The organism is Paenibacillus agaridevorans, assembly GCF_003112455.1.
In the GTDB taxonomy this organism is placed as follows: Bacteria; Bacillota; Bacilli; order Paenibacillales; family Paenibacillaceae; genus Pristimantibacillus; species Pristimantibacillus agaridevorans.
Genome location: NZ_BDQX01000403.1, coordinates 36712 through 53023, shown reverse-complemented (window position 1 = coordinate 53023; position 16312 = coordinate 36712). Strand labels below are relative to the sequence as shown.

Genomic DNA, 16312 nt, shown 5'->3' with positions numbered 1-16312 from the left:
TACGGAAGCAGGGGAGCTAGACTTGCTCATCCGTATTGTTCGCAATGGCGTTCGAAGCTGTTTCGCCGCTGATTGCATCAGGGCCGCCAGTGTCGGCTGGGGACTCGCTGCCTGCATATTGAGCAGGAGCAGTTACGCTGCCTGCATTTTGAGCAGGAGTAGTTACGCTGCCTGCATTTTGAGCAGGGACAGTTACGCTGCCTGCATTTTGTGCAGGAGCAGCTTCGCTGCTGACATTTTGTGCAGGAGCAGTTTCGCTGCCGGAGGCAGCCTCTTTGCGCGGCTTCGGTGCAGACGGCTTGGGTTTCTTTGCGGCCTCGACCTCGAAGTAAGCTTGCAATTCGGCTACCTTCTTGGGGTTATCGAGCTTGACCTTGTCTTTGAACACATGCTCCACGAGCGCTTCCCAAGTCGGCTCCTTCTTCTGGGAGCGGAGCAGCCTAATCGCATTTTTGACCAGCCGTCGTTCCTTGGCATTGGAGTGCATATCCTTGTATTTCTGCGTGAAGCTGAAGTCGAGGTGAGGGAATGCCGCTCGGAAAATATCCGCCGTCATCCGCGCGTCGTCCAGCGCCCGGTGGGCGGAGCCCTCTGAGCTTAAGCCAAGTTCCTGCAGCGCTGCCTCAACGCTTACGTCGTTCGTGAGTCCGCGATAACGCAGAAAGCCTTTGAGCAGGTCAAAGTAATTTACGCTTAACCAATAGGCATCGTCGAGCTTGTGCATGCGGGTATCCAGCACGATTCGCTTCAAGTCTTCGCCGCCCCAAGTGACAAGGAGCGGAGACTCGCTGCGCGAAAGCCATTGCAGGAAAGCGCCGATGACGCGCGGGAACCGTTCCGCCGTATCGATGGATTGCTGCGGGATGCCCGTTTTTTTCTGAATAAAGCTATTCAATTTTGCAAAATAAACCGGTTTTATAAAAGCCGTAAATTCGTCTACAAGCTCGAGACGCTCGTTAAGCCGAACGGCACCGATCTCGATGACCTCCATGGGCAGATCGCTTGCAAACTTGCGGCCGTTAAATTCGATATCCAATACAATATAGTCCAATGCTGTAACCTCCGCTATGAGAATCGCCGCTTCCATTTTAACAGAAATCAGCCCCGAATGCTTCTTTTTGGTATGCGATTGCCAAATGCGGCCTGCCGGGACTACAATGAAAGCTGAGATTTGCTGCAGCAAGAGAGGAGTATGCACCATCATGTCATCCACCAACACCATTGCCGAACGCGAGGTTAAATCCAGACGTCTGTTCATAGCCGTCATACTCGGCCTGCTTGCGGGTATAGGCCCGCTTAGCATCGATATGTATTTGCCGGCGCTCCCGGCGCTTGCAGATGATTTTAACGCTTCGACGTCGCTTGCGCAGCTCAGCTTGACCGCATGCCTGGTCGGCATCGCGCTCGGGCAGTTGATCGTTGGACCGATCAGCGACGTAAGAGGGCGCAGGATGCCTTTGTTAATCGGCATGGCCGTATATGCCGTCATTTCATTGCTATGCGTGTTTTCTCCGAGCATATGGACTTTTATTTTGCTTCGTTTCGTACAGGGTTTCGCAGGTGCAGCGGGTATCGTAATTTCCCGTGCTAGCGCAAGAGATTTGTATGCCGGCGCGGAGCTGACTAAGTTTTTTGCGCTGCTGATGCTTATTAACGGGGCTGCCCCGATTTTAGCTCCAATGATCGGAGCGGAGATCGTGACGTTTACGTCATGGAGGGGGGTATTCGCTGTTCTGAGCGCGTCGGGCTTGCTCATGCTGGCAGCCGTTTACGTAGGACTTCGGGAGACCCTACCTGTCGATCGCCGATCTCGCGGAGGTTTGCGCAATACGTTGGCGACGTTCCGCAAGCTGCTGGGCAATTCCGCCTTTATGGGCTACGCGTTCACGCAGGGCCTTATGATGGCTGCCATGTTCGCTTATATTTCCGGGTCTTCCTTTGTTCTGCAAGAGCTGTACGGCGTGACGCCGCGCGGATATAGTCTTGTGTTCGGGCTTAACGGCGCAGGCATCATCCTGGCGAGCCAAATCGCGGGCAGGTTGGCAGGCAAAGTGCCTGCACGCAGGCTGCTTGCGGCAGGTCTGTCGATGGCAAGCCTCGGCGCGATTATTCTGATGGCTGCCGTTTTGCTTGATCTCGGCTTGCCGATGGTCATTGCGGGCTTTTTCTTCGTCGTGTCCAGCATCGGCATCACCAGCGCGACGACGACATCGCTGGCGCTGCAAGATCAAGGACGCTCGGCGGGAAGCGCTTCGGCGCTGCTCGGCATGCTCTCCTTTGTCTTCGGCGGAATCGCAGCGCCGCTCGTAGGGCTTGGCGGCGAAGGGACGGCTCTGCCGCTGGCAATCGTCATGATGGCGTTGATCGCGGGGGCCGTCGTGTGTTTCACGTTGTTTACGCGCGGGCCTAAGAGGGCGGAGGAGGCGGCTGGGCGTTAGCCGTCGCAGCGCGCAGGGGAATCAGCCGGAGGGCTGGCGCCAGCGGCAACGTGTATGAAAAATCATACACAATGGCGCCGGAATAGTGGATCCGAGGCACGCGAGTATGAAAAATCATACACAATGGCGCCGGAATAGTGGATTCGAAGCACACGTGTATGAAAAATCATACACAATGGCGCCGGAATAGTGGATCCGAGGCACGCGAGTATGAAAAATCATACACAATCCGCGGTATGGCCCTCTGCCAGCGGCAATGTGTATGAATTATCACGCTGGTCCGAAAATGTACGAAGGGTCTGCCCCACCAGTCATCTAGTAATGACTGGCGAGGCAGACCCTTTTCGTTAGCGCCTAGAAGTCACGGGGCGCTCGCAGACCTGTCACTTAGAGCTCCTCGAGCGTCCTTACGCCTAACAGCGCCAATCCTTGACCGAGCGCCTTGGAAGCCGCGAGGACGAGGCCGAGCTTAAATGACTGCTCCGAATCGCTGCCGTCCAGCACTTTGACGTGGTGGTAGAACCGGTTAAACGATTGCGCCAACTCCAAAAGATAACGAGCGAGCACGGACGGCTCGTGCCGTTCGGCGGCCAGAGCCAGACGGGCTGGATAAAACGAGATCTGCTTGAGCAGCGGCCACACGTGATCATGTTCAGCTAAGTGTGAGCGGCTCCCAGTCAGCGGGCCGTTGGCGGGCAGACTGTCAGGAGATAAAGGCGTCGTGCTTGCTGCTGGTTGATCGCCGCCTGATTCAGTCTCATCGCCATCGTTCTGCAACTCGGCCATCCCCGCCGCCGCCTTACGCTGAATGCTTGCCATCCGGGCATACGTGTATTGCAGATAAGGTCCGGTCTCTCCCTCGAAGTTCAACACGTCCGCCAGCGAGAAGTCGACGTCGAGCGTGCGCGTGTTTTTCAAGTCGCCAAACACGACCGCGCCGATTCCGATCGCCTCGGCTGCGGCTTCTTTGTCGCGGAGAGCGGGATTTTTCTCCTCAATGATGCGTCTCGCTTGTGCCACCGCCTCGTTAAGCACATCCTCCAGAAACAATACCTTTCCTTTGCGAGTGGACATTTTCTGCCCTTCCATCCTCATCAGGCCGAACGGAACATGCTTGCAGCGTTCCTCCCATGTATCGTCCATCTTGCCAAGCACGCGGAACACCTGCTCAAAATGGAGGGATTGTTCGCCGCCAACCACATAGAGCAACTGCGAAGCTCCCATGACGTCGCGGCGATAGATGGCGGTCGCCAAGTCGCGCGTGGCATAGATGGAAGTGCCGTTGGACTTGACGAGCAGGCAGGGAGGCATCCCGAATTCGTCCAGCCGGACGACAAGAGCGCCATCGCTTTCCTCCAGCAAGCCTTGGCTGCGAAGCTTCTGGATGACCGGCTCCATTTTGTCATTGTAAAAGCTCTCGCCCAGCACATGATCGAACGTAACGCCAAGCCGCTCGTACAGCTTATTGAACTGGTTCAGACTCTCGCCGATCATATCCCGCCACAGCTCGGTTGCCAGCGAATCCCCCGTCTCCAGCTTGCGGAACCACTCCCGCGCCTCGTCCTCCAGCTCGGGATGGCGCTTCGCTTCCTCGTGGAATTTGACATACAAGGCCAGATAGTCCTTCGTCGGGTTGTCGCTGGCCCGAATCGCGGAAGCGTCGCCCCACTTGAGGTAGGCGACAATCATTTTGCCGAATTGCGTGCCCCAGTCGCCTAGATGATTGACATTTACGGTGTCGTAGCCCACCTCGCTCAGCATGCGATAGATCGCGTTGCCGATCATGGTGGAACGCAAATGTCCAATACCGAAGGGCTTGGCAATGTTCGGAGACGACATGTCGATGACGACGCGTTTTCCTTCCCCGATATTTGGCCGCCAGAATGTTGCCGATTGCGTACGCTCCAGAAGCTCTGCGCCGAATGCGGATCGATTCAGCTTGAAGTTCAAATACGGTCCTGCCGCTTCGGCGCGAAACAGAGGATGGACGATAGTGTCCGCAAGAGCCGCGGCGATCTGCCCCGGACTTTGCTTCAGCTTCTTGGCCAGCACGAAACATGGCAAAGCCAGGTCGCCCAGCTCATCGTTCGGCGGGAATTCCAGCAGGGAGTTAATTTCTTCCTTGGCAAGGGGGAGAAGAGGGGCTAAGGCATCCACCAGTCTTTCTTTGATCATGTTTATTCCTCCTAAGTCGAGGCGGCCAGCCGCATGAACGCAAAAAATCCCCGTCTCTGCTAGAGACGGGGAATACCCGCGGTGCCACTCTGATTATCCGAATGCGCAATGGCGTTCGGATCTTATCTTGGCCGTAACGTGGCCGAACCGGACCGACCTTGAGACCATGATGAGTCTCTCGGAAAGCCGCCTCCAGGGCCCTCTTCGTTCGTCGGTCGTTGACCGGCTCCCACCATCCCGGCTCGCTATGCAACGTTGCTCCAATGAATTACTGTCCCGTTCACTGACGTTATAAAGTATTATAACGCCTCGTTAGAGGAAATCAAGGGGGAATCGTCTAATCGGCTTCCCAGACGATAGAAGGCTCGCGTTTGGGCTCAGCGAACGCTAACAAGAGGCCGCCCTCCTCCTCCAGCATTCCGCGATCTTTATCCCTTATCGGTCCGAACGGACGGAGATACAGGATGGCGGCGTGTTTCGAGGACTCAATGCGCCACAGCCCTGCTACGAAACCGTCGACGAGGAAGGTGGACTTGATGATGCCGTTCACCGTAAACACGAGCTGCTTGTGAGCCGGATCCATGATCCGGCTTCGATCCTGGTAGGATAGCAGCATGTTGTCAAACTCCGACAGGAACCGGACAGGAGCAGCCGTATCTTCCGAAAGCAAGGGCAGGCCGACCAAATCAAACAGCTCCTGGCCGGCATCGTCACGGTATGTACGAAGCTCGGGGCGCAGCTTCTCAAGAACGGGACCCAGCTTGGAGAGTCCGGACCAGACGCCGATATCCTTAACAGATGCGGGGCCGAAGGCGCGCAAATAGCGGCGGATCAGCTCCAGCAAGGCGTGCTCGTTTCCTTCCGCCAGCGGCATGCCAAGCCACTCTTCTACTGTTGCATGAATGGCTGCGCCGGAACGTCCCCATACGCCCCTTGGCGGTAATTGTACGAGCGGCAAGCGGCCACGGACGGCTGTCGCCAGCGAGCCCGCCGCTGAGGAAGGCCAATGCTCCTGAAGCAGCTTGCCGAGCTCCTCGAATGTGCGGGGGCTTTCGGCGAGCAGCTTTAGAGCGGTATCCGCAAGCTGTTCCATGTCAACGCCGACGAGAGCTTTGCCATGGGTCCCCATCAGCAAGCGATTTTGCACCGGCTGCAGGACGGAACGAAAGGAAAGACAGTCGCGGGCTGACACCAGATGGATGGTGGACCGCATAAGCGCGATGCGTACGACATCCCTGCCGAGCAGTAATTCCGCCAGCATGGAAGGCTCAAAATTATGCAGCCTGCTCCACAATGCATAATAGGGCGGTTTCGGCGATTGAGCTTGCAGCCCCACCAGTTGCTCGACCGCCTCGAGAGGCGACAGAGCGGAGCGTTCGAGCAGAAGCTGGCGATGGAGCAGCGTCCGATTTAAACTTTTTCTGCTAAGTTGAATGGTAGACATCTGTTCATCCCTCGTCTCTAATATGCTACCAGTATAGCCAGAGAATGGACGATTCGGATAGGGATCCGTTACGAATTTTATTTCGGCCAAAGTGGGCAGTCATTCGCCTTAACCGGGCTTGCGCCTTATAATTAAATAGATAAGGATTCTATTAAACAAGAGGGAGAGTTACATAATGAGCAAAGAAAGCGGCTGGATTCTGCATTCCGTTATTTTCACTCTGAAGCATGAGAAAGGCTCCGAAGCGGAGCGCCGGTTCCTGGAGGACGGCGAACGAATTCTTGCTTCCATTCCCGTAGTAAAGGGGTTCAAGGCGTACAAGCAAGTCAGCGTCAAAAACGACTACGACTTCGGGTTCGCAATGGAATTCGACAGCCAGGAAGAATATGACGCTTACAACCATCACGACCTGCACACGGCATTCGTTGCGGAGCGTTGGGAGAAGGAAGTCGAGAAGTTTCTGGAGATCGACTACAAGCTGTAAGGAGTAGCGCGTCTCGAGGCGCTTTTGTTAAACAACGATTCCCGGAGGTTAATATTCGATTTTATAGGTTTAGGCCGCCGAGCGAGTGACAAAAGTAGGCTCCCAGTAGGCTCCCAGTTGCCGGATTTGCGGAAAAGCTCTATAATGACGCTAGAGAAAACGAACAATTTCGAACATAGACGTACGAAAAAGGGAGAGGGACTAGCGTGTTGAAAAAGCTGAAAGTATTGCAGAAATTGACGGATGCCGGAGTCGTGGCCGTACTTCGCGCCGATTCGGCGGAGGAAGTAGCAGAGATGGCGAGACGCGCCATTAAGGGCGGCATCAAGGCAATCGAAATCACCATGACTGTACCGTTTGCGCTTCGCGCGATCGAGCAGCTGTCCAAGGAATATTCCTGCGACGTGTCTCCGGATGCGGACAACTTCGCCATCATCGGCGTGGGAACGGTGCTGGATCCGGAGACGGCTCGCGCCGCGATTCTGGCAGGAGCGGAATACGTAGTTGCACCCGCGCTGAATCCGGATACCATCAAGCTGTGCAACCGCTATGCGGTGCCGGTCATGCCGGGCACGATGACGATCCAGGAAATTCAGAACGCGCTCGAGCTTGGCGCGGACGTGGTCAAGCTGTTCCCCGGCAATCTGTATTCGCCTGGCGTTATTCCGTCCATCAAGGGACCGCTTCCCCAGGCGAATATTATGCCGACCGGCGGCGTGTCGCTGGACAATCTGAAGGATTGGATCAAGGCGGGCGCCGTTGCCGTCGGCATCGGTTCCGACCTGACGAAGGAAGCGGTGAAGTCGGGCGACTTCTCGATCATCGAGCAGAAGGCCGCCGCTTATATGGCCGCATACCGCGAAGCCAAGGGGCTGTAGGTCCCCGACGAGACCGCCCCTCATACTATGGAAACAAGCGCCTGACGAGGCTGATGTCTTCGTCTGGCGTTTTTTTGTTGCCACAATAGAATTTTCCGTATCACGAATAGCGTCATTTATGTCCGATAGGCAGTGCAATCAATCTCAACTCCCCCGCGGCTGCCTGCCCGCTTTTACATGCTTTAATTGCGCCACGATGATGACGCTGATGATTACCAGCAAGAACCACGAGCTGATCTTGCTAAAGCCGACGAGCTGCCAGGACTGGTGCTGGTCGGGATATTTCCACGCGTCGAAGAAGGTCGCGATATTTTCGGCCAGCCAGATAAAGAAGCCGACGATGGCGAAGGCAAGCGTCAAGGGCATTCGGTACGTGACCTCGCGAACCCGGTACAGAATCCATGTTCTCCAGAACACGATCAGCACAAGCCCGGTCAGCCACCAACGGAAGTCGGGAATAAAGTGATGCGTAAAAAAGTTCAAATAGATCGCGCCTCCCAGCAAGCCGGCGGCGGGAAGTCCCGGCCAGCCGGTCATGTCCATGCGCAGTCTGCGCCAAATTTGGCACATGAAGCTCGCTACGCTCGCATACATAAAACCACTGTAGAGCGGTACCCCGAACACCTTCGTGAACCCGGGTTCCGGATACGACCACGAGCCCATCTTTACTTTGTAGATTTCAAGAGCCAATCCTATGAGATGGAATACGCAAATCACTTTGATTTCATCAAGCGTCTCCAACCCGCTCCGATACATCAGGAATTGCACGGCGAGCAAGACGAGCAAAATGGCGTCGTAACGATGGATGAAGGGCCAATCCACCATACCGGACAGCGCTAAAGTGCCGAAGATGGCGATGGGAAACAGGCAGCTCATGGCCTGATGGTAGCCGAAATGCAACAGCTGAATAACGGATTTCATAGCGGAATCACCTCTTTATGCCGCCGGATAGGCGGCTGTTCATGGATCTCGACACTAAGCATAAGGGAATGACCGGCTTCTAAAAAGAGAAAAATCCCGTGCGTTTTTTCCGATTTTACATGAGCTGCCTACGGCAATCATCTCGAGCTGATCGCCAGCGACGGCATTTACCGCCGGTTCTGGCAGGAGCGCAAGAGAGCGCAGGAATGGGTGTTGAAATAAAGACTCCGGCTTGCTTCTGCGTCCGATAAGCGTTATAAATGAAAGAGGTTTGTATGAAGGAATCATTTTTAGCGCAAAGGAGACGTTGCTGTAATGGATTACCGGATTGAGAAAGATACGATGGGCGAAATTCAAGTCCCCGCGGATAAGCTGTGGGGAGCGCAGACGCAGCGCAGTTTGCAAAACTTTAAAATCAGCGGCGAGAAGATGCCGCTCGAGGTCGTCTACGGCATGGCGATCGTTAAGAAAGCATCCGCGTTCGCGAACCTGAAGGTTGGCGTGCTGGATGAGGAGAAGGCAGCGGTCATCGGCGAAGCCGTGGACGAAATTCTAAGCGGCAAGTGGGATGCGGAATTCCCGCTCGTGGTATGGCAGACTGGCAGCGGCACGCAAACGAACATGAACGTCAACGAAGTGGTCGCGCGCCGCGCGAACCAAATTCTCGAAGCTCGAGGCAGCGCGACGCGCATTCACCCGAATGACGACGTCAACCGCTCGCAAAGCTCGAACGATACATTCCCTGCGGCCATGCATATCGCGGGCGTCATCGCGGTCGAAGACCGGCTCATCCCTGCGCTTGACTTGCTTAACGGCACGCTGCGCGCGAAGGCGGAGAAGTTCGACAATCTCGTAAAAATCGGTCGTACCCACCTGCAGGACGCGACTCCGATTACGTTCGGCCAAGAAATCAGCGGCTGGTACTCCATGCTGGACAACACGCGCGCGATGCTCATTCAGAGCGTGGACACGATGCGCGAGTTGGCGCTTGGCGGCACGGCGGTCGGCACGGGCCTTAACGCTCATCCGGATTACGCGGTCGCGGTAGCCGAGGAAGTTACGGCGCTGACAGGCAAGAAGTTCATAACGGCGCGCAACAAGTTCCATTCTTTGACGAGCCATGACCAAATGGTTTATACGCACGGCGCGATCAAAGCGCTGGCTGCAAACCTGATGAAGATCGCCAACGACGTCAGATGGCTGGCGAGCGGTCCTCGCTGCGGCATCGGCGAAATTTCCATTCCGGAGAACGAGCCGGGCAGCTCCATCATGCCGGGCAAGGTCAATCCGACGCAAAGCGAAGCCATGACCATGGCGGTTTGCCAGGTTATCGGCAACGACGCGGCGATCGGCATGGCGGCGAGCCAAGGCAACTTCGAGTTGAACGTGTTCAAGCCGGTCATCTTGTATAACTTCATTCAATCCGTGGCGCTGATGGCGGATTCCATGATTTCGTTTAACGACAACTGCGCGGTCGGCATCGAGCCGAACGAAGAAGTCATCAAACGTAATCTGGACCAGTCCCTGATGTTGGTTACGGCGCTCAACCCGCATATCGGCTACGAAAACGCGGCGGCGATCGCAAAGAACGCGCACAAAAAAGGGCTGACGCTCAAGGAATCCGCCATCGCTAGCGGCCTTCTGACGTCGGAGCAGTTCGACCAGTACGTCCGTCCGGAGAACATGATCGGCAAAAAATAAATTCCATACGCAATAGCCGCTTCGCGGCCGCCCCGAGGATAAATCGCCTCGGGGCTTTTTTTGTTTCCGGCACAGAAGGATCCGAGGCTTGGAGGATTTCAAATGAAAACGCTATATTGCAATATGTCGTATTTTTGTGTAGTATAACATATGAATGTAATAGTGTAATAAAATATACTATCGCATACATGTTGTCCAAGCGACGAATGGAGGAATTCGAATGGGAAGCTCTACTTTGTCTTCGTTTATAAACGCTCAATTGGCTGAGCTTAAGGTTCGTGGGTTATACAACACGATTGAGCCGCTGGAGAGCGCGAACGGTCCGGTTATCCGAATGGGAGGCCGGACGTTCGTGAACTTGTCTTCCAATAACTACTTGGGATTGGCGACCGACAAGGGGCTCGTGGACGCTGCCGTACAGGCTACGATACAATTCGGGGTCGGCAGCGGCGCCGTCCGTACGATTAACGGTACGTTGTCTCTCCACGTCGAGCTAGAGGAAAAGCTGGCGGCGTTCAAAGGGACGGAAGCAGCTGTCGCGTATCCGTCGGGATTCAACTGCAATATGGCGGCAATCTCGGCCATTATGGGCGAAGGGGATGCGATACTGTCGGATGAGCTCAACCACGCGTCCATTATCGACGGCTGTCGATTGACGAAGGCGAAGGTCATCCGGTACGCCCACTCCGATATGGACGATCTGCGGGGAAAGGCGAGGGAGGCCAGAGAATCAGGCCAATACGCAAAGATCATGGTCATCACGGACGGCGTGTTCTCGATGGATGGCGATATCGCGAAACTTCCCGAGATCGTTGGTATCGCGGAGACCTATGATCTGATCACCTATGTGGACGATGCCCACGGATCGGGTGTACTCGGCGGCGGTGCGGGTACCGTGAAGCACTTCGGGTTATCCGACCGCGTCGATCTGCAGATCGGCACGCTATCCAAGGCCGTCGGCGTAGTCGGAGGGTACGTCGCATGCTCCGGATCGGTTGCGGACTGGCTCAAGGCGCGCAGCCGGCCGTTCCTCTTTTCGACGTCGCTCCCGCCGGGAGCGGTTGCGGCAAGCATCGCGGCGATCGATCGGCTGCAAGATAGCCGGGATCTGCAGGAGAGGTTGTGGAGCAACGCGGCCTATCTGCAGAACGGTCTCCGGAAGCTGGGATTTTCCATCGGCCCGACTGAGACGCCTATCACTCCGTGTATCATCGGAGACGAAGAGAAGACGCAGCGTTTCAGTGCCATGCTGTACGAGGAAGGCATATACGCCAAAGCGATCGTGTTCCCAACCGTGCCTAAAGGAACGGGGCGCATCCGAAACATGCCGACAGCCGAGCATACATCGGAAATGCTCGACCGTACGCTTATCGCATACGAGAAGGCGGGCCGCGAACTCGGAATCATTGGATAGGAGGAATGCGGGATGAAACGAATACTGTTGACCGGTGCGCTTGGACAGATCGGGAGCGAGCTCGCGGTCAGGCTTCGGGAATTGTACGGGAGTGACGCAGTCTTGACGACAGACGTTCGGGAAGACCGGAGCGAGGCGGCGCAGGGCGGACCCTTCCAGTTGCTGGACGTTACGGACGGCCGGGCGTTCTATGAGGCGGCCAGGGTCCATCGGGCCGACACGATCATCCATCTGGCGGCACTCCTGTCCGCCACGGCCGAAGCGAAGCCATTGTTCGCTTGGCAGCTGAATATGGGAGGGCTGCTGAACGCGCTGGAGACGGCACGGGAGCTGGGCTGTCAGTTGTTCGTGCCGAGCTCGATCGCCGCTTTTGGACCGGACGCCCCCAGGCAAGGCACGCCGCAGGACGCGCCGCTGCGTCCGGGAACGATGTACGGGATTAGCAAAGCGGCCGGCGAGCAGTTAAGCGACTATTATTACAGGAAGTATGCCGTAGACGTAAGAGGCTTGCGGTTTCCCGGCTTGATCTCGCATGCCGCTCCTCCTGGCGGCGGAACGACCGATTACGCCGTCGAGATGTACGTCCAAGCTGTCAAAAACGGAAGCTATACTTCATATATCGGGAAAGGAACGTTCCTCGATATGATGTACATGCCGGACGCGATCGCTTCCGTCGCCTTGCTGATGGAAGCCGACGCTTCCCGTCTAAAGCGCCGCAGTGCTTATAACATAACGGCCATGAGCATAGATCCCGAAGCGATTGCGGCCAGCATCCGCAGACAGCTGCCGGGTTTCGAGCTCCGCTACCATATCGATCCCCTTCGCCAGGCGATTGCGGACGGTTGGCCGGACGCGATCGATGCTTCTGCCGCGTGCGAGGAGTGGGGTTTCCGACCCGCATATGATCTGGACCGGACGACAGACGAGATGCTGACGACTCTTTCCCGCAAGCTGCTTAGTAGCGGGGGAGGCTCGATTTTGTTGCCACAATAGCGTATACGATTGAAGTTTTTCTCATGATAGGCTAGAATGAAACGACAAAACGATAATGCGAGGAGGCCGATTCCGTTGGAGCCCATCCATAAGAAGGTTGGCAAAAATCTGCACGCCATCCGGAAGTCGAGGGGCCTCAGCCTCGACAACGTCGCCGAGATGACCGGTGTGAGCAAAGCGATGCTGGGCCAGATCGAACGGGGAGATTCCAATCCGACGATTTCGGTGCTATGGCGTATCGTAAACGGTCTGGGCATCTCTTTTACGACGCTGATCGAAGAGGTGGATTCGGACGTCACAATCGCGACGCCGGGCGATCTGGAGTCGTTTGCGGAAGAAGAGGGCGCGTACCGGACATTTCCGCTGTTCCCGTATCGGCTGCGGAACAAATTCGAATCTTACCTGGTCGTTATAGAGCCGGGCTGCGAGCATGTCTCCGAGCCTCATAACGACGGCGTAGAGGAGTATTTATTCGTCCAGCAGGGCGTCCTGGAGCTGGAGCACGGGGATGAACGCTACGAAGTGCCGGCAGGCAGCGCCGTTCATTTCCACGCGAATCGGCCCCATACGTACAGGAATCATGGCGAGGAGACGGCAAAGTTTTTTGCGGTCATCTTTTATGCGGACGCTGCGGCGCGAGGTTAGTCGGTTTTCCATTACAGCTTAATAGCGAAGCGGCAGTTTTGGACTTTATTACTCGTCCAAGACTGCCGCTTTTTTTTGTTTCTGCAAACTTGACCGCTATTTCCCGCAATGAAACGCGCTGTGCCGCCTAAGGGCAGCGACAGCCGTTTCTTCTTGTTTGGTCAGGTTTTCAAGGGGGAATTGCTGAAAATGTTTATTCGATTGAAAGTGTTTAGTACGCTTTTTCCTCATTTGGTTTAGCTTCGTTTTTATTGTATCTTGTCGCGGAATTCCAAAAGCTCGATGATGAGTAGGAATTCGAATTCGATAAGCGCACATCCCAATGATTGCCGGACGGAGGAGGTACGATGAAATGAAAACGGGCTTTGTGAGCAACCTGGAGGTGACGTATGGGAACTAGCGCAAGTAGACGGTTCAAACAAAATGTGCCGCTCTTATGGATGTTTATTCCGGGAGCGATCTTTTATCTTCTATTCAAGTACACGCCGATGGCGGGGCTCGTGATCGCGTTCAAGGATTACAATCTTCATGACGGAATCGTACGCAGTCCCTGGGTCGGGCTCGACAATTTTCGCCTGATCTTTAGCAATCCCCTGACAACGGATATCATTCTGAACACGTTGTGGCTAAGCTTGCTCCGGCTCGTCGTCGGTTTTCCGTTTCCGATTCTTCTGGCTTTGCTGCTTAATGAAGTACGCAAAACGTGGTTTAAACGATCGATTCAGACGATGGTGTTTTTGCCTCATTTTTTTTCATGGGTAATTGTAGGGGGCATCGTGCTGACGCTGTTCTCGCAAGAGGCGGGAAGCTTGAACCTGTTGCTGGAACGATGGTTCGGATATACCCATCCGTTTATGTACGAAGTGCCTTCATGGGTAACGATTTATCTCGGATCGGGGATATGGAAGGAGGCGGGATTCAGCGCCATCATTTATTTGGCCGCTCTGGCCGCGATCGACCCGGTTTTGTACGAAGCGGCTGCGATCGACGGCGCAAGCAAATGGCGGCAAATTTGGCATATTACGTTGCCGGGAGTCAGCACGGTCGTTGCGATGATGCTGATTTTGTCCATGGGAAGCATTATGGAGGTTTCGTTCGATCAAATCTATATTTTGGGCAATCCCGTCGTGTCCAGCATCTCGGAAGTCATCAGCACATGGGTCTATCAGCTTGGACTGCAGGGGGCGCAATTCAGCCTTACGACAGCCATGGGCTTGTTCGAATCGCTGGTCGGGTTGCTGTTGATCCTTACGGCGAACCAAATCGCCCGCCGCATGGGGAAAGAACTGTGGTAAAGGAGGGATGGACCGATGCGCGCATCTTCTGGGGAAAAAGTTTTCTACGCGGTTAATTATTTCGTTTTGTCGGTGGCGGGACTGCTTTGTTTCTTGCCTTTAATTCATCTATTCGCAACCTCTTTCAGCGACCCCGGTATGATTATGGCGGGACGAGTCTCGCTATGGCCGGTCCAATGGAATTGGGATTCTTATCAGGCCTTATTTGTCGGGACCCGGATCGTGGATGCTTTCGGAAACAGTATCGTCATTACGCTTGTCGGCGTGTTATGCAGCATGACGGCTTCCATTGCCGTGGCGTATCCCTTGTCCAAGGATTATTTTTATTGCCGCCGGTTTTTATCGTTGGCCATCATTTTTACGATGATTTTTAGCGGAGGATTAATTCCTAATTATTTGCTGGTCAAGTCGCTTGGTTTGGTCAATTCCTACTGGGCTCTGTGGTTGCCGGGATTGATAAGCACGTATAATATGTGGGTTGTCAAAACGTTTTTCCAAAACATCCCCAGAGAATTGGAGGATGCGGCCCGCATCGACGGCTGCGGCGAACTTCGATTGATTATGCGAATCGTGCTTCCCGTATCGCTGCCAATGCTCGTGGCGATCTCCTTGTTTTACGGCGTCGCGTATTGGAACAATTTCTTTAACGTACTGATTTATATCAATGATACTAGCAAATACAATTTGGCCGTGTTAGTGCAGCAAATGATATTTTCCGCCTCGAACCCGCAGTTGGCCATCGATTCGGATTTGCAGCAAGCGATTACGCCGGAGGGCGTGAAGGCTGCCGGCGTGCTTGTTATGGTTTTTCCGGTACTGATCGTCTATCCTTTCGTTCAAAAGCATTTCGTAAAAGGAGTGATGATCGGATCATTAAAAGGTTAGCGGAGGCCAGGCATGACAACATAATTTTACATCCAAAACAGGATGAAAATGAAAAGGGAGGCGCATCAAATGATCAATTGGAAATTTCGGCGGGGTTCGATGATGGCGATCGTTTACATCTTATTGGGCAGTGTAACGGTACTGGGTTGCTCTACGGCTCCATCCGGGGAGTCCGATCCGGGAACGGACGGAACTAAAACAGCGGCCAAAGGCAAAATGACCGCCGCCGTGTATGATCGGGGCAATGTCCCTGCCGATCAGGGCACCATTCAAGATAACTGGGCAACAAAATGGATCAACCAGGAGGGACCCTCCGAGGTCACGTTCGTCCCGATCCCGCGCTTTTCGGATACGGAAAAATACAATACTTTATTCGCGGCAGGCAACGCTCCGGACATCGTATGGTCTTACAGCAGCGATTTCAAAGGACAACTGATTAACCAGCGTCAAGCTATGCAGCTCGAGGATCTTATCAACGAAACGAGCACCACGTACAAGAAGTTGTTAGAGGAATACCCGGGGCTAAAAAAACTTACGACAGATCCGGACGGACATATTTATCAAATTGGCCGGATGAATGGATTGCAGCCCAATGATGCTTTGTTTATTCGGGCGGATTGGCTGAAAGCGTTGAATTTGCCGGTTCCGCAAACGACGGAGGAGCTCTTTGAAGTGGCCAAGGCATTCGCAACCGAGGATCCGGACGGCAACGGGGAGAACGATACGCACGGGATAGCGATGAGTTTTATTACCGGCTCCTTGATTGATGTTATGTTCGGAAATATGAGCCCTGTTGTGGAAAACGATGAATTGGTAAATGGCTGGGATCGAAAAAGGGATGCACTGGCTTTCAAGAAGCAGCTATTTGATGCGGACATTGTAAATAAAGACTTCCTGAACGATAAAGACGGGGCCAAAGCGAAGGAAGAATGGGTAACGGGCAAGCTGGGGATTTACGGGGGCTCGATCGACGGAATCGACGAAATGCAGGTCCTCGCTACATTAATGAACAATAACCCGAATGCAGAAGTGCTTTGCA

14 protein-coding genes are annotated in these 16312 nt (G+C 54.6%); 10 read left to right on the top strand and 4 right to left on the bottom strand.

All coding sequences use genetic code 11. The annotated features are described in order from the left end of the window. Positions 1-16 precede the first annotated feature (16 nt). A complete protein-coding gene (locus tag PAT3040_RS31640) occupies positions 17-1204 on the bottom strand; it encodes an exonuclease domain-containing protein (RefSeq protein WP_258235259.1) in 1188 nt (395 codons plus the stop codon). On the opposite strand from PAT3040_RS31640, the gene PAT3040_RS31635 reads away from it, so the two are divergent. Then, entirely contained in the window at positions 1203-2438 is a 1236-nt protein-coding gene (locus PAT3040_RS31635) for a multidrug effflux MFS transporter (RefSeq protein WP_108995814.1), read from the top strand. The two genes, PAT3040_RS31640 and PAT3040_RS31635, sit on opposite strands and share 2 nt — an antisense overlap. A 387-nt stretch (positions 2439-2825) precedes the next feature. Here PAT3040_RS31635 and argS read toward each other — a convergent pair whose 3' ends face one another. Both argS and PAT3040_RS31625 read right to left on the bottom strand, forming a co-directional pair. Beyond that, positions 2826-4613, bottom strand: coding sequence for an arginine--tRNA ligase (argS, locus tag PAT3040_RS31630; RefSeq protein WP_108995813.1), 1788 nt, complete (start codon positions 4611-4613; stop codon positions 2826-2828). 337 nt (positions 4614-4950) lie between these two features. Then, positions 4951-6057 carry a winged helix DNA-binding domain-containing protein gene (locus tag PAT3040_RS31625; protein ID WP_108995812.1) on the bottom strand — a complete coding sequence of 369 codons (1107 nt, stop codon included), beginning with the start codon at positions 6055-6057 and terminating at the stop codon, positions 4951-4953. A gap of 175 nt (positions 6058-6232) precedes the next feature. Between PAT3040_RS31625 and PAT3040_RS31620 the strand changes: the two genes are divergently transcribed. Both PAT3040_RS31620 and PAT3040_RS31615 read left to right on the top strand, forming a co-directional pair. Next, entirely contained in the window at positions 6233-6541 is a 309-nt protein-coding gene (locus PAT3040_RS31620; protein WP_108995811.1) for a Dabb family protein, read from the top strand. A gap of 209 nt (positions 6542-6750) precedes the next feature. After that, a complete protein-coding gene (locus tag PAT3040_RS31615; RefSeq protein ID WP_108995827.1) occupies positions 6751-7419 on the top strand; it encodes a bifunctional 2-keto-4-hydroxyglutarate aldolase/2-keto-3-deoxy-6-phosphogluconate aldolase in 669 nt (222 codons plus the stop codon). Between the two features lie 144 nt (positions 7420-7563). Here PAT3040_RS31615 and PAT3040_RS31610 read toward each other — a convergent pair whose 3' ends face one another. Continuing rightward, positions 7564-8340, bottom strand: coding sequence for a DUF817 domain-containing protein (locus tag PAT3040_RS31610; protein ID WP_108995810.1), 777 nt, complete (start codon positions 8338-8340; stop codon positions 7564-7566). A 315-nt stretch (positions 8341-8655) separates the two neighbouring features. On the opposite strand from PAT3040_RS31610, the gene fumC reads away from it, so the two are divergent. The 7 genes from fumC to PAT3040_RS31575 form a co-directional block, all read left to right on the top strand. Continuing rightward, on the top strand, positions 8656-10041 hold the full coding sequence (gene fumC, locus PAT3040_RS31605) for a class II fumarate hydratase (protein ID WP_108995809.1): 1386 nt from the start codon (positions 8656-8658) through the stop codon (positions 10039-10041). A gap of 220 nt (positions 10042-10261) precedes the next feature. Next, positions 10262-11455: a glycine C-acetyltransferase gene (locus PAT3040_RS31600; protein WP_108995808.1), complete on the top strand. Its 1194-nt coding sequence runs from the start codon at positions 10262-10264 to the stop codon at positions 11453-11455. Positions 11456-11467: 12 nt separating this feature from the next. Further along, entirely contained in the window at positions 11468-12448 is a 981-nt protein-coding gene (locus PAT3040_RS31595; RefSeq protein WP_108995807.1) for an NAD-dependent epimerase/dehydratase family protein, read from the top strand. A 75-nt stretch (positions 12449-12523) separates the two neighbouring features. Beyond that, complete coding sequence (locus tag PAT3040_RS31590) at positions 12524-13093, top strand: helix-turn-helix domain-containing protein (RefSeq protein WP_108995806.1); 570 nt, start codon at positions 12524-12526, stop codon at positions 13091-13093. A 389-nt stretch (positions 13094-13482) separates the two neighbouring features. Beyond that, positions 13483-14388, top strand: a complete 906-nt coding sequence (locus PAT3040_RS31585; protein WP_108995805.1) for an ABC transporter permease — start codon at positions 13483-13485, stop codon at positions 14386-14388. A gap of 15 nt (positions 14389-14403) precedes the next feature. Next, the gene (locus tag PAT3040_RS31580) at positions 14404-15273 is read left to right on the top strand and encodes a carbohydrate ABC transporter permease (protein WP_108995804.1); all 870 of its coding nucleotides are present in this window, start codon (positions 14404-14406) and stop codon (positions 15271-15273) included. A 69-nt stretch (positions 15274-15342) separates the two neighbouring features. Continuing rightward, a partial coding sequence (locus tag PAT3040_RS31575; protein WP_181376959.1) for a type 2 periplasmic-binding domain-containing protein occupies positions 15343-16312 on the top strand: 970 nt, incomplete at its 3' end.